Raw genomic sequence first — 13,120 nt, 5'->3', positions numbered from 1 at the left:
AGAGGGATGTACATCCCCCTCTCACTTGTCCGGACGGACGCCTTGATATTCAATTACTTGTGGCCGCCTTCTCCTTCGGCGCATTACCACGAAATCTCTAGCTCCGGGTATTCTGTGACGATGGGTGGGCGGAATGCACTCCTCTCGATATAGGTGTGGGACCAGATATAGTGGAATTCCTCGGAATCGAGCCATTCCTCGAGCGCCTTGGCGGCCTCTGTGTCTGAAAGGTCGAACGCGTACTCCTGGACGACACGATAGTGGCGATGACCCTGCTTTGCCGCCTCATCGATGGCGGCGGCGATCGTCGCTGGTTTGAACAGTGTATCGGCGTACTTCGTCCTCATGGTGGTGGCCATCAGGAAATTGCCTTCTGCGCGTTTCATTAGAAGGCCCTCCCGAGATAGGTGTCCGTGATTTTCAGGCGGCCATGGCCGAGTTCAGCGGAAATCCTGTGGCGCGCCGCGCGGTCGCCGGCACGTTCATTTCCGCTCATGTCAGCCCAGCGCTTGCCGCCTGCCAGCGGGCAGGATTGGCCGGTCAGCGTCGCGTAGCGTTGCTGGGCATAAGCATGGCGCAATCCGTGGGTGTTGCGGAGCCCCGCCTTGAGCGTCTGGTACTCGAACCGCTTAAGCTGTTCGACATAGCTCAAATGCGCGGGGATCAGAGACCCTCGGCCGGGAACAAGGCGCATGACGTGTTCGAGGACCTGTCGCTGCTCGAGCGTGATAACCGGCACGGTCCGTGCCCGGCCACCTTTCGTCCAGCTCGCCTGGAGGGCGATATGGTCGGCCCTGACGGCCGCCTGCGGTTGAAATTTCATGGCTTCTTCGCGCCGCAGGCCAAACGCCGCCTGGAGCAGAACGGAGGCCTTGATATCGGGCACTCGATCTTGCCGTGCTTGGCATGGTCGAGGGTCTGGGCGCGGTTGCGCGCGACCTCGCCACGCTCGGCGACGCCGTACGCGGCGTTGTCGCGGTTGACCACATTAACTTTGTTGATCTTCTCCGCCCACCAGCGCAGCCAGGTGAGGCGGTTGCGGACACTGGCGTCCGATGTATCGGAATCCAGCCATCTTTCGACAAGGGACTCGACGTGTTTGGGTTTTAGCGAACCGGCAGACGGCAGTTTGTAGCCGAGGTCCGCGAGGTCATTTGCCATTGCGGACAGGCCGCGCCGGCGGTTGTTTTGGGTGCCGTAAGAGCCGTCCCTGTTGCGTTGGCACAGCCGCACCAGGTCCATGGTCAGATCGTCCATCTTGCTCGCTTCCTTAAGGTGAGTGTTGATGGCCGATGCACGTCCGTAGATCGTGGCACCCCGCGAAGGTCATTCGCGGCATGGCCGGAATGCGTAGTCTTCCTTACGGTACGAGCCTCCCGGGCCAGCCGGGTGGCTGGCCGATATGGTTTGCCCTGTTGGGCATCCGGTTACCGAGAGGTCGAAACCGGAGGTGTGGCCGCCGCGGCGGCCCACGAATGAGATAAGCAGGCATTCTGCTCTCCTTTGGTTGGGGAAAAGGTCGGGTGAGATGGATCAGGCTTTAGTTGCCCGGCGAGACAGTGATGGTGTTGCCTGCTGATGGCCAGCGCGTTGCATCAGAAATGATCGACGAAGCGCAGCGTCATTTGGGCGTCATGCGGGAACGTTTGCGCGAACCCGTTATCCACCGAGGCTTTGGCGGCGGTCTGTCACTCCCCAATACATTGGCGAGTGACAGACCGCCGGCCGCCCGCCATGTCGGACATTCCCATGCCCGACGTGGCTCCTCACGCCCCTCCGCGTTCCTGGCCAATGGCTTTGGCCCGGCACCCGGATTGGCGTCGGCACGGCAAGCGGAGGCCCTGGTTCAGGGCCAAGCCCTTGCGGTCGTCGTGGCGGCGGACGCGCCTCTATCGCAGGTGGATCGCCCGGGCCTCGACATGGCATGGCTGGTCAGCCGCTTGGCGGGGGGGTCGTCGTCTTTCTCCCCTTTGTGCCGGTCACACGGTCAAAACGGCCGGAAATGGGTCGTGTGTGCACCCGGCGTGCCGTCCTGCAAGGCATCCAACCGTCTCCCAGAGGGACCCTCGGTTGGACCCTCCGTTGCAGGCCGGCTGAATCGCCCGGCGCCTTGGTCACCCGACCGGCCGCAATGACGTGGCCGGGGTAACAAAGGAGAAAGACTATGACGAAAACCACCACCACCAAACGGCCGACCCACACCGTTTTCGTTGTCGAGGGCGAGGGCGATAAGACCACCTGGACCGAAATCGGCGCACTGTGGAGCCACGATGACCGCAAGGGCTTCAATCTCAACCTGAAGGCCGTGCCTCTCAGCGGACGCCTGGTCATCCGCGAACGCAAGGCCAAGGAAAGCGTGGGGGCGTGAGCCCCACCGCTTCCGCGGTGCGGACGGCCTTGCCGGCGACGCGTTTGCCGGCAGAAGTGAAGCCGATAGAGAGGAATTGGTGCGATGATCCGATTCATTTCTATCGAGCGGCTGGGACCCGTCCCGGCAGTGGCTGCCGCCACGTGTCCCCGCAATAGCGTGCTCCACGGCGATTGCATCGAAGTCATGGCAGGCCTTCCTGCCGAATGTGTCGACTTCATCCTCACGGATCCGCCGTACCTGTGCCGCTATCGCGACCGCACCGGCCGCACGGTGGCCAACGACAACAACTCGCATTGGCTGAAGCCGGCCTTTGCCGAAGCCTATCGCGTTTTGCGGCCGGATAGTTTGTGCGTCAGCTTCTACGGCTGGAACGCTGCCGACCAGTTTATCGAAGCGTGGCGCGCGGCAGGATTCCGCATTGTCGGCCATCTCGTCTTCAGCAAAAGCTATGCCTCCTCGACGCGGTTCGTGGCCGCGCATCACGAGTCCGCCTACATCCTTGCCAAGGGACAGCCTCCCCTGCCGACGGAGGCGGTTCCCGACGTATTGCCGTGGCAATACACCGGCAATCGCCTCCATCCCACGGAAAAGCCCGTAGCGCCGCTGCGGCGGCTGGTGAAGGCGTTCTGCCCTGCGGGTGGCTTGGTACTCGACCCGTTTTGCGGGTCGGGTTCCACGCTTGTTGCTGCGCAGGACTGCGGCCGCAACTGGCTGGGCATCGAGTTGGATGCCCGCCATGGCGAAACGGCATCTCGGCGGCTAGAGCGCTAGCTGCTAGCTGTGAGCTTGGACGGTGCGACGGGCACAAGACGAAATAAGGGCCCACATGGGCCCTTATTTCTCTCAGATAACTTGGTTTTGGCGAACGAAGTGTCGGTCGCGAATAATCCGACCAGCCTTTACAACGGCGAAGGGCGCAACTACCGCTTCAAACTCAACGATCGCCTGCGACGAAACGTCGGCGTTGTCAGCGACCCATCCACCCGGACTTCCGTCCGGGTTGGCATGTCTATGGGCCCCGATCTCGACGCCGTTCTCAAGAACAAAAGTCAAGGGTACAGATTTTTCCATGTCTTCGCCTCACGGGTTAAGATCTAGAAATAATCATAGCACCGTTACTGACGCCGGGAAAGAAAATATAAACTATATTTCCACTTTCTAAGTAAATAAGTAGCAACATCAAGCATCCTGGGACGGCCAAAAGCAACGTATGGCGAATGATTCCGAAAAAGCGGCGAGCCTGCCTTGCCTCATCGGCCTTTTGCTGTAGGCTTTGCACTATTACGCGGAGTTCGGCATCTTCGACGTGCCCCTCCTCAGCCCTGAACACTTTAACGGCTTCCTTGTAGGTATCTTCAAAATCGATCTGGTTGAATTGAAAAAGCTCCTCGAAATAGTAAACAGCAAATACAATAAGAAAATAAAGGGCAAACACTGCCAAGATGGTGGAGAACGGAGCGAAAAGGTTTTGTGGGACTGCTATATCCGTCCCGGGCCACTTATCAATTCGAATATTGTATCGGCTTATGCCAATCGAAATTAGTCCGATAAATGTACCATTTTGAGCAAATCGTATCGCCTGCTCACTTGGTCTGAAATACGGACTAAGCGGGTTCTCGGGCATCAACGCGTGATTCTCTGCCCATTCTTGGTGTACGCTTTCCGCTCGGTTATTACAGCGTATTCGTCCCGGACTTCTGCGCTTATCAGGTAGTAAAAACCTCGGTTCGCCGCGGGGCATCGTAGTCGTCTTACGGGAAGGGCGCGGAGTTCATCCGCATGGTAATTCTTTTCTAGCCCGCCGTGTACCCTGACGAGGTAGATATCCACCGCCACAGTGGTCAGGACTGTGCCGACCTCGATAGCTGGGATTACCAGAACAAACTCACCATCAGAAAACTTCATTTAGCGATTCCCCGAACCCAACAGTCTTGTGCGTTATTCCGCCAGCCTAGTCAACTTAGGATGATGTTGCTAGGCACTCTCCCGCCGATCAGCAACAGGTTCAATTTGATCAGTTAAAATTCTCAAGTCGCAAGCAAGTCTAGCTACTGGATCTCCAATACGGCGAGCCAGTGAATGGTTCAGGCTCGAACGATCGCTGCGCGTTTTTGCTTAGTCTGATTCTGCTGAACGCCACAGTGTTATTGGCAGTGCAAAAATGCCGTCGCAAGATTGTTTAGCCTACAGACAGGCGGTATTGAACGTGCGCCGTTTAACGTTACTCTGACGCGAGGGCCGAGCTAAGCTCGTGATTGAAAGCGCACATGGATGAACAAGACATCGCGCCAATCGCCTGATCCAACCATTTGCAACTGAAGTCCCTTGGGCGGATCATCTTACCGCCTATGACGCTAGGGATCTCACGATCTATTTGGAGGTCATCGACGCATGCGCCGATAGTGCCAGCGAAGAAGAGATGGTGCAGCACATGTTGGGTATCGATCCCGGCGTTCCTTATCCAGGGCGTCGTCTGGTGATCACGGTCGACCGGGTATGCCGGTGGTTTTTCCTGTTGGGGAGGAATCGCCGCCACGGTATCGGCGCCGCCAGTCGTTTGATGATCGACCCGAGTTGCGCCGGAATCAGAACCCGGCGCCATCAATTATTTAGTAGTATCTTATTGTCTATAATGAAGTCATTTCCAAGTTTCTGTTTAAACGCATTTAAGGAATTGTGAGGAACGATAGCGACTGCGCTGTCGCTGCCAATGTCGAATTTCGTTCCGCTTGGAGGTACAATGATGGTCTTAAATTCAGGTCCGGGCAATGTTTTCATGATAGTATTGCCAGACGGGCCGCCAATAAATATAGATGCTGCGTCAGCATATCCCTTTTTGTAGCCAAGTTTGTATGCGTCTTCGAGCGGGTCTGCCATGGTCTGGCAAGAGCTGCTGATCGAAAGGAAGACCGCTACTGATATGACGTTCCTAATCATGGTGTTGATCCCCTTCGTGAAGTCTCTTTAAACTCTGTTTCATGGACTCCTGGAAATCAGGTGACTCGAATGTGCCATCTGGAAGAGATGCGGCTTGAGCGCCGCGGCCGAGAAAGACTGGAGCATCGAAAACTTGGATGGCGTCGCTCGCGAGGTAAACGACGCCACCGATAAGTACCGCACCCACGATCGCGACGATAATTCCCGGTGAACTGGACGACAGCGCCCACTTCATGCCGCCAATCGTTGCGTCACTTGTCGTTGCTACGCTGTCAACACGAGCAAGGACGAAGACCGCTCCCAAAAGAGATAAAACTGTACCGGCGATAAGAGCGAGGAATTGAGTGTAGGCCCTCATGTAGAGGGCAGAAATCGCGCGCTTGTTGCGCATACCTAGTCCGTCATGTTCAAGCCCAAGCAACACTGTGTCATTGTTAACGGGTGACGTCGACAAAATCTTACTGAAATCCATCTCTGATTTATAGGCTTGCGACGCTTCGACCATTCTGTCGAGGTACCAGAAGCCAAGTCCGATCATTCCGATTAGAGCTATGGCGCAAAGGCCACCGAACCATTTGACGGTGTTGACCTTAAACCGGAAGTCTTCTCTTGTTCGCAATGCCAAAATTGCTTGGCTTTGTACCGGGACTCCCGTGCCTATAGATGTGGTTGCTGATGTCGCGCCGATACCGTCGACGCCAGAATTGTCACCAGCGCCGGTCCTGCGAAGATCGGCCTGTACAGTATCAATATTTTCCGTAGCGTCTGCTGTCGAACTCCCCTCGCCAGGATCCTGAATCTTTGGAGAGGCCGGATTTTGGATGTCCGTTTCAGCCATTGCCACCCCCGAGTCAGAAATGATTGACAGATTAAGTGTGCATTCGGTTCAGCATAGAGATTTCTATCAAGGTCACAATGGAGATTTTGAATGCACCCCGATCGTTTCCATCGGGTTGCCGTGGCAATACACCGGCAATCGCCTCCATCCTACGGAAAAGCCCGTTGAGCCGCTGCGTCGGCAAGGCGTTCTGCCCTGAGGGTGGCTTGGTACTCGACCCGTTTTGCGTGTCGGGTTCCACGCTTGTTGCTGCGCAGGACTGCGGCCGCAACTGGCTGGGCATCGAGTTGGATGCCCGCCATGCCGAAACGGCATCTCGGCGGCTAGAGCGCTAGCGCGAGGAAGGCAGCGACACCGAGATTTCGCTGGCCGAGAACGACCAGCGCGAGCCGATGCATCCGGTGGACGAGGTCATTGCCTACCGTCCCGGTATCGAACCGGCCGAGGCCAGGCGAGGGCGCCCCTGGCCCGCCCCTCGCGCTCCCCGCCCGGCCAGATGAGCTTCGGAAGGCTTTCAGCTAATGCACGGTGTCAGTATTCGGCCTAATCCCGGTCTGCACATATTCGACGAATTGGAGCGCCGCCAGAAAGGTCTTGGCGCTCCGCACGTATTCCTCGTCGCTTTTCACCTCATCGAGTGCCGTCATCACGACATCCAACGTCGTGGCAGACGGCGGTGCCGGCAGGCTTTTTACCTGCCGGAGTATCGCGGCTCTGGCTTCATCCCGGGTCATTGCCACACTCCAAGAGGCTAGGGCTTGGGTCTGCTTCTTGTTCTTAGATCCAGCCAGTCCGAGCGCGCTCGATTTTATGAGACGGCTAATCTATAAAGAAGGCCGAAAACCTTTCAGTTCCGGCCCTCAGCGCACCAAGACTGCCATTCTTCAGAAGAAAATGCCAAAGTAAAGTCTAGCTGCGACAATTATTTTACGCCGATATTGTTACGGATCAAGCGCGCGACCTTGCCGTGCGGATGCTTGCGGCCGTAATATGGGCGCCGACTAGCGCCGTGGTGCATTTTGCGGATCTGATTGGGATTGTGCCCGCGGTGGAGCAAAAGCGCGGTCAGGTAGAGTTCGATCGCGTGGATGGCAGACAGTCTGAACGGCGCTCGAGTAAGCGGCTTGCCAGATCGGCCAATAGACAGGCTGGTTCGCTGTCTGGACCGGCTCGACTACAAGGTCGACGTGGTGGTTGGGGGAGGGGCATTTTCCTGTCGCTCGGCGACATATCGGCGCATCCGGTCGGTTGATGATCGACCCGAGTTGCGCCGGCATCAGAACGCCGGCGATCAGCAAGGCGGCCACGATCCGAAACATGATGCTGCCCCCAAGCAGAGTTTCTGTCGGCCCTGCACCATGCCGCGCACTTATTTCGCAAAATAGGCCGAAATCCGCCGATCCGCCTTGGTCTGCCAATTGTCGTCAATGCTCAGGAAGCCATCGGTCGGGCTTGACGATGCGGCGACGCCCGCCCGCTGCAGTTCGGCCGACTTCTCTGCCTCAGCTGCACGGAAGCGGTAATGATCGAATACGTCGAGGACATGCGTCGCATACGCTTGGGCAAGCGCGGGATCGCGCTGCACGATTACCAGGTTTTCGTCGTTGGAGTAGGAGGCCTTATAACCGAGGTTGTGGCTGCCAAACGCGACCACGCAATTCACCGGGTCAAGCGGGTCAATCACCAGGATCTTGTCGTGGATAATCGCCTTGCCCGCGCTCAAAATTTCCTTGTTGACGAAATTGCCGAGTTCGCGGCCGATATCCTTGTCGGTGAGCGCGGTTGCGCGCACGACATTGACGCCGCCCTGCTGGATGATGAAGGGCGAACTCGGCACCAAAGGCTTTCCATCTGGGCCGGTGCCTGAAGGCTGGTAGCCCCAAGCCAATGGATCGGAGACCGCACCGACCACCTCCAGGCTGGTATCCGCCAAACCGAGGTCGATCGCTTGCGAGATGATCGAGTGCACCCCGCCTTTGGACGGCAAAAACACAGCGAACAAAATCATACGGTGCGCACGGCGCATCAGCGAGAAGAGACGGTCCATGTCCGGTGGAGGTGGCAGTTGACGCTTGGCGCGCGCCGAAGGCGGCTGTTCGGCACCCGGAACGTTCGGCGAGAACCAACATTCGAAAGCAGCACCGTTAGCGAGATTGCCGGTCACCGGAGTACGGTCGGCGTCCTTCACGATATCGCCCTGGTCGGCGGCGGTGTTGGCATCCCCCGTTTGCGCGGGCTGCGGCAAGGGATGATCGAACAGGCGTTGCCAGTAGTCGAGGTATGCGCGCGCCACGTTCGTGTCTTCGATGACGATGCAATTGTTGCTCTGGCCGGAGATGCCACTCCACGTCCAGTTGGTCGAGCCGGTGAGCACGGCTTGGGGTGTTCCCTGGTCATCCGACCAGACGACGAATTTGTTGTGGCCGATGTGGCCGCTGCCGTTAAACAGCCGGTCCTGCATACGGAAGGTCGCTCCAGGCGCATCCGCTATCGCGCGCAACGCCGCGCGAGCTGCTTTGTTTCTCGTATCGTAGTCGGTATGGATGACCTTCTTGGTAACCTTGTCCTTGGTGTCGCTGGACCCGGCATCGGACAGGATCAGCTGCATCCGGGGTGCCGCCGCGACAAGGAGGTCGAGCAACTGCCGGTCCTCCAGCTCGTAGAGGGCGGCATGAAATTGCCCGCCTGCTCGGCTCAGGAACTCGGTTATCGTCGTCGGGACGTCGCCGGCCAGGTAGCGTCGCAGGGCGTCATTTGGATCGCGCAGACGAACTTCAAGTTCGTTGCGCCCAACTTTGCCATCATTCTCTTCGAGCATGCGGATCAGGAACTGGCTCGACAGAATACCGTTGGTAAAGGTGGAGACGAACGGTCCTAAGCGGCGGCTAGCCTCAACAATGTTGGTGAATGCCGCAGGAGCCAGATAGCCGAGCCGGACAGGTGCGCCCTGATAATGATGCTCGACGCGCTGTTTGGTTTTTGCGTCCCAATGGCTTTCGGGGACGGGCACCACTTCCTCGAGGCCATCGCGCAAGCTACCTACCGGGCGGATACGGTATCGTAGCCGCTCATTTTCGGGCCGGAGACCCAACTTGTCACGGTGTCGCCGCAGCGTGAGATCACGCCAGTTAAACTTCTGAACCGGCCATACGGTTGTGTTCTGCGCCTGCCAGTCCGGGTTCGACTGCCCTTCAAAGGCGACATAGGCGGCAAGCGGGCGCTCGGCGGTTACCAGACCAGTGGCATCGAGATATTCCCGAACAATGTGGAAGCCCAGGCAATCAGGAATCGGGTCGGGGTTGGTCTGCCACGCAAGAAACGCAACTTCATTGTTGACGATTGCAGTTGCCTTGACGATCTGCACCATCTCATCCCCCAAAAAGAACAACGACCTGATCCAGCGATCTGACCTACCGCCAATCGTACTGCCACCCAGCCGGCTCGATTTTATGAGACGGCTAATGTATAAAGAAGGCCGAAAACCTTTAAAGTTCCGGCCGTCAGCGCACCAAGAGTGTTATTCTTCAGAATAAACTGCCAAAGTAAAGTCTAGCTGCGAGAATTATTTTAGACTGATATTGTTAGGGATCAAGCGCGCGACCTTGCCGTGCGGACGCTTGCGGCCGTAATATGGGCGCCGAGTAGCGCCAGAGGGTGGTACGGAAATATGGGGGCGGACGATGCCAAGTAGGCTTGTCATGATCATTAGGCATGCCGAGAAGCCGATTCTCGATGGCGCCGATCTTGGAGTTACGGAACAGGGCGCAAGTGATCCCGCATCGTTGACAGTGCGTGGCTGGCAACGCGCGGGTGGGCTTTGCTCACTCTTTTCTAAGCCGCCTGCGCCTATGGAAAAACCGGCAACGATTGTTGCGTCGGGCATGATCAAAAAAGATGGCTCCGGAACCCGGAGCAAACGGCCCAGTCAAACAATCACGCCACTGGCGAGACGCCTCGGTCTTCAACCTGATGTCACGTATTCGAAGGGCCAAGAGGCGCTGGCTGCAGAAGCCATCCGCACAGCCCCAACACCTGTGTTGGTAAGCTGGCAGCACGAATCGATTCCGAGCCTGGCGGCTGCGCTCGTCGGTGGCGCGGGTATCGCCCCAGAATCTTGGCCGGACGAGGATTTCGACAGCATCTGGGTGTTGCAGAACGATGGCGCAGATGTCTGGTCATTCTCGCGTCAGAGCCAAGGGCTTCTCGACGGTGATGGGTGACCGCGCTCACACACTGGCAAGCATGGTGTGCTAGCGGAGCAGGGGCGCCGCGCCAAGGCTGCCGTATGCACGCCGCGGTCGGAAATGACAGGGGTTCTGGCTATGTTGGCTGTCATTTTACTATGGGCTATAACGTCAGGGCAAAAGGGCCGAGCGACAGGCAAATTGTGCGCACGCATCGATTTATGAGGCGAAATGGAAAGGGCGAAGTGGACAACCCGCTTCGCGCCAACATTGCGAAGGTTCTCAAGGCCGAACGCCGACAAAGGCGGCTTCGTCACCAAGACATGGCGCAGTTGTTTCATACTTCGCCTGGTAAGGGTCTCGCCTACCGGACCTATATCAAAACTGCTCGGCGTAAAAACAATATCACCTTGCGTACCCTTGACATGATGGCCCGTTCTCTTCGGATCTCCATTGCGACGTTGTTGACAGCCAAAACCGATATCGAGCCCTGGGTTCATGAGCTTGGAGACCAAGCAATCCGGAGGCGTCTTGGCGCCATTATCAATGGTGAGCGCGAGCGCCGAGACCTTCTGTGCTATCAGATGGCAGAGTTGATTGGCGTCTCGGAGATGACGTTCGCGAAGTTGGAACGCGGCGCTGGAAATATCAGTGTCGATACAATTGCTGGCATCGCTAAATCGCTATGTCTGGATCCCACGACATTTCTGTTCGAAGACCAGATTGCTTGCGACCCCTCTCCTCAAGCGTAACGTCGCACTGCCAACCCTTTGGATCTACGTCGCGGTCGTCCTCAATGCCTCGGGCACGGTTGATCATCGGTTACGCCGGCAGTCGCAGCATCGACCCCGCCGACAGCGGCTACCAATAAGCAGCCCGGCTGTATCGCGATGTACTGGATGGCGCTTAGACTAAGAGAGCAAGCGAGGGTTGACCACCGCGGAACGGCCATCATCCTGCTCGCAAAGCTTCGTAGCTCGGGTCACTTTGCACGGTGCTCCAGAGCGACGGCGCGGACGTGTGGTCATTCTCGCGTCAGAGCCAAGGGCTTCTCGACGGTGACAGCCGTGACATCGCGGCTTGCAGTGCCGTCTTTTAGGACGCGCCTGGCTGCTCCCGCACGATCCACTCCAGCAGGTCCGGGTCAACCTCATCGTCGCCGGTGAAATCTCGGATCATTTGGGCGGCGTATTCCCGCGACTGGCTTTCTGGGATTTCCCCTTCGGTGATCGCACGGCGGAGGGCGTTACGCAGGATTTCGCAATCGAATGCAGACACCTTGGCGCGTGACATTGTCAGGCTCCTGGACATAGGCGGATGCTCCAACGCCCAAGCCTCCGCAATGCCCTTTTTTTGGTACGGGCGATCTGGGGATCATACGCCTTACCGCGCATTTCGCGAGTCGAACGAATGAGGGTCCAACAACCGGACCATCGCCGTCACCACGGGAATGATCGTGAGGACGACCCCGGCCATCACACTCGGTGCCATGCTGTTGGCAGTCGCCTTTTCCGTTGCTGGTCTGCCCGGAGCCGATGACGTTCCCTTCTAGCCGGCGCAGCCGTCTTGTCCCGTTCCTGCCCGCTCCATTCGCTGCGCTCCCGGGTTGGGGACAAGCCCGCTTTGAGCGCCGTCTCCTTTGGAACCGTCCTCCGGGACAGAAACCATCAACCAAAGGAAAAGACCATGACCAACAACCGCAACACCAAGCCCGAGGCGAAATCGCCGCTCTACCAAGCCTACACCGTGCGTGACGGCAAGGAAGGCCAGAAGGGCTTCTGGATACGCATCGGCTCCTTCTTCGCCCACGACGACGGCGAGGGCGGTACGCTCCTCCTCGACGCTCTGCCCATCGATGGGCGGGTCGTCCTCCGCACGCCCAAGGCTGACGAGTAGGAGGCCGCCATGCAGATCTTGACACAAGAGCTGCGGGAGAAGCTGCTGGCGAATGGTCGCCAGCAGCAACTTCTCCGAGGCGCAGGGCAGGAAATTGACTTCGTCCCGGTCGTTAAGCTGTTTACGCCGGATGCCGGCGCGACCTGGCTCCTGACAGAAATCGACCCGGAGGACCCGGACCTCGCATTTGGTCTTTGTGACCTTGGGCTTGGCTGCCCGGAGATAGGTAGCCTGAGCCTCTCGGAGCTCACTGCCGTTCGTGGCCGCCTGGGCTTGCCGGTCGAGCGTGACCTGTATTTCAAGCCGGACAAGCCGCTGTCGGCCTATGCCAGCGAGGCTCACCGCCTCGGCCGCATCCGGGCGTAACACCCGTCAGTGCTCAACGCCATCCTTCGGGATGGCGTTGAGTGTCGAGGGCGATAGCGACCAGACCTCAGGCCCTGGCCTTGCGTTTGGTCGCAGGTTTCTTGGCCAGAGCTGGCTTCCGTCCCAAGCCTAGCGACTTGGCCAAAGCCGAACGGGTCGCCGAATAACTTGGCGCAACCATGGGATAGTCTTTCGGCAAACCCCATCTTCCCCGGTATTCATCAGGCGTCAGCCCATGACTGGTCGCAAGATGGCGCTTAAGTGACTTGTATTTCTTACCGTCCTCGAGGCTGACGATGTAGTCCGGAAACACCGACCTTTTGGGGTTAACTGCTGGCTTCGGCGGGGGTTCTGCTATTGGAGATGGCGGGCTAATATTCGACAATGCCGAATTCACGCTCGCGATCAAATCCGGCAATCCGGACACTGGAACCGCGTTCTTTTGGACATAGGCGGCAACGATATCGGCAGTAAGTTCAATCATATTATTGTTTGGTTCCCCGGGCATCAACGTGCTCCTTCAATCAC

Annotated in this window: 19 protein-coding genes; 7 read left to right on the top strand and 12 right to left on the bottom strand. The window is 58.0% G+C overall.

Features of this window, described 5'->3' with window-relative positions:
- Positions 1–83: 83 nt before the first annotated feature.
- From AC0V8S_RS24660 to AC0V8S_RS24650, 3 genes are read right to left on the bottom strand one after another with little or no spacing between them, the layout of a single operon-like run.
- Positions 84–386, bottom strand: a complete 303-nt coding sequence (locus tag AC0V8S_RS24660; protein WP_475433969.1) for a hypothetical protein — start codon at positions 384–386, stop codon at positions 84–86.
- Positions 386–886, bottom strand: coding sequence for an integrase domain-containing protein (locus tag AC0V8S_RS24655; RefSeq protein WP_475433967.1), 501 nt, complete (start codon positions 884–886; stop codon positions 386–388). Before AC0V8S_RS24655 ends, AC0V8S_RS24660 begins: the two co-directional genes overlap by 1 nt.
- Positions 820–1,257: a phage integrase N-terminal domain-containing protein gene (locus tag AC0V8S_RS24650; protein WP_475433965.1), complete on the bottom strand. Its 438-nt coding sequence runs from the start codon at positions 1,255–1,257 to the stop codon at positions 820–822. The genes AC0V8S_RS24655 and AC0V8S_RS24650 overlap by 67 nt, the downstream gene beginning before the upstream one ends.
- Positions 1,258–2,164: 907 nt before the next feature.
- On the opposite strand from AC0V8S_RS24650, the gene AC0V8S_RS24645 reads away from it, so the two are divergent.
- Together AC0V8S_RS24645 and AC0V8S_RS24640 are read left to right on the top strand one after the other, a co-directional pair.
- On the top strand, positions 2,165–2,368 hold the full coding sequence (locus tag AC0V8S_RS24645; protein ID WP_475433963.1) for a hypothetical protein: 204 nt from the start codon (positions 2,165–2,167) through the stop codon (positions 2,366–2,368).
- Between the two features lie 84 nt (positions 2,369–2,452).
- A complete protein-coding gene (locus AC0V8S_RS24640) occupies positions 2,453–3,142 on the top strand; it encodes a DNA methyltransferase (protein ID WP_475433962.1) in 690 nt (229 codons plus the stop codon).
- Positions 3,143–3,214: 72 nt separating this feature from the next.
- On the opposite strand, the gene AC0V8S_RS24635 is transcribed toward AC0V8S_RS24640, so the two are convergent.
- The 5 genes from AC0V8S_RS24635 to AC0V8S_RS24615 form a co-directional block, all read right to left on the bottom strand.
- Positions 3,215–3,442: a hypothetical protein gene (locus AC0V8S_RS24635; protein WP_475433960.1), complete on the bottom strand. Its 228-nt coding sequence runs from the start codon at positions 3,440–3,442 to the stop codon at positions 3,215–3,217.
- A 16-nt stretch (positions 3,443–3,458) separates the two neighbouring features.
- Entirely contained in the window at positions 3,459–3,995 is a 537-nt protein-coding gene (locus AC0V8S_RS24630; protein ID WP_475433959.1) for a hypothetical protein, read from the bottom strand.
- Positions 3,995–4,276 carry a hypothetical protein gene (locus AC0V8S_RS24625; RefSeq protein WP_475433957.1) on the bottom strand — a complete coding sequence of 94 codons (282 nt, stop codon included), beginning with the start codon at positions 4,274–4,276 and terminating at the stop codon, positions 3,995–3,997. The genes AC0V8S_RS24630 and AC0V8S_RS24625 overlap by 1 nt, the downstream gene beginning before the upstream one ends.
- Positions 4,277–4,972: 696 nt before the next feature.
- Positions 4,973–5,308, bottom strand: coding sequence for a hypothetical protein (locus AC0V8S_RS24620; RefSeq protein ID WP_475433955.1), 336 nt, complete (start codon positions 5,306–5,308; stop codon positions 4,973–4,975).
- Positions 5,301–6,146, bottom strand: coding sequence for a hypothetical protein (locus tag AC0V8S_RS24615; RefSeq protein WP_475433953.1), 846 nt, complete (start codon positions 6,144–6,146; stop codon positions 5,301–5,303). The genes AC0V8S_RS24620 and AC0V8S_RS24615 overlap by 8 nt, the downstream gene beginning before the upstream one ends.
- A 77-nt stretch (positions 6,147–6,223) precedes the next feature.
- Here AC0V8S_RS24615 and AC0V8S_RS24610 point away from each other — a divergent pair, with 77 nt between their 5' ends.
- Entirely contained in the window at positions 6,224–6,481 is a 258-nt protein-coding gene (locus AC0V8S_RS24610) for a DNA methyltransferase (protein WP_475433951.1), read from the top strand.
- Between the two features lie 183 nt (positions 6,482–6,664).
- On the opposite strand, the gene AC0V8S_RS24605 is transcribed toward AC0V8S_RS24610, so the two are convergent.
- Together AC0V8S_RS24605 and AC0V8S_RS24600 are read right to left on the bottom strand one after the other, a co-directional pair.
- On the bottom strand, positions 6,665–6,880 hold the full coding sequence (locus tag AC0V8S_RS24605; RefSeq protein ID WP_475433949.1) for a hypothetical protein: 216 nt from the start codon (positions 6,878–6,880) through the stop codon (positions 6,665–6,667).
- 635 nt (positions 6,881–7,515) lie between these two features.
- Positions 7,516–9,513 carry a phospholipase D-like domain-containing protein gene (locus AC0V8S_RS24600; protein ID WP_475433948.1) on the bottom strand — a complete coding sequence of 666 codons (1,998 nt, stop codon included), beginning with the start codon at positions 9,511–9,513 and terminating at the stop codon, positions 7,516–7,518.
- A gap of 331 nt (positions 9,514–9,844) precedes the next feature.
- Here AC0V8S_RS24600 and AC0V8S_RS24595 point away from each other — a divergent pair, with 331 nt between their 5' ends.
- Positions 9,845–10,366 (top strand): hypothetical protein, encoded by a 522-nt coding sequence (locus AC0V8S_RS24595; RefSeq protein WP_475433946.1) that lies wholly within the window; start codon positions 9,845–9,847, stop codon positions 10,364–10,366.
- A gap of 209 nt (positions 10,367–10,575) precedes the next feature.
- Positions 10,576–11,082, top strand: a complete 507-nt coding sequence (locus AC0V8S_RS24590; RefSeq protein ID WP_475433944.1) for a helix-turn-helix domain-containing protein — start codon at positions 10,576–10,578, stop codon at positions 11,080–11,082.
- 343 nt (positions 11,083–11,425) lie between these two features.
- On the opposite strand, the gene AC0V8S_RS24585 is transcribed toward AC0V8S_RS24590, so the two are convergent.
- Complete coding sequence (locus AC0V8S_RS24585; RefSeq protein WP_475433942.1) at positions 11,426–11,623, bottom strand: hypothetical protein; 198 nt, start codon at positions 11,621–11,623, stop codon at positions 11,426–11,428.
- A 393-nt stretch (positions 11,624–12,016) separates the two neighbouring features.
- On the opposite strand from AC0V8S_RS24585, the gene AC0V8S_RS24580 reads away from it, so the two are divergent.
- Positions 12,017–12,226, top strand: a complete 210-nt coding sequence (locus AC0V8S_RS24580) for a hypothetical protein (protein ID WP_475433940.1) — start codon at positions 12,017–12,019, stop codon at positions 12,224–12,226.
- Between the two features lie 9 nt (positions 12,227–12,235).
- A complete protein-coding gene (locus tag AC0V8S_RS24575; protein ID WP_475433939.1) occupies positions 12,236–12,592 on the top strand; it encodes a DUF2958 domain-containing protein in 357 nt (118 codons plus the stop codon).
- 67 nt (positions 12,593–12,659) lie between these two features.
- Here AC0V8S_RS24575 and AC0V8S_RS24570 read toward each other — a convergent pair whose 3' ends face one another.
- Positions 12,660–13,100: a Ros/MucR family transcriptional regulator gene (locus AC0V8S_RS24570; RefSeq protein WP_475433937.1), complete on the bottom strand. Its 441-nt coding sequence runs from the start codon at positions 13,098–13,100 to the stop codon at positions 12,660–12,662.
- Positions 13,101–13,120: the final 20 nt, after the last annotated feature.

This window comes from Mesorhizobium oxytropidicola (assembly GCF_056174625.1).
This window is presented reverse-complemented; position numbering and strand designations above follow the sequence as displayed.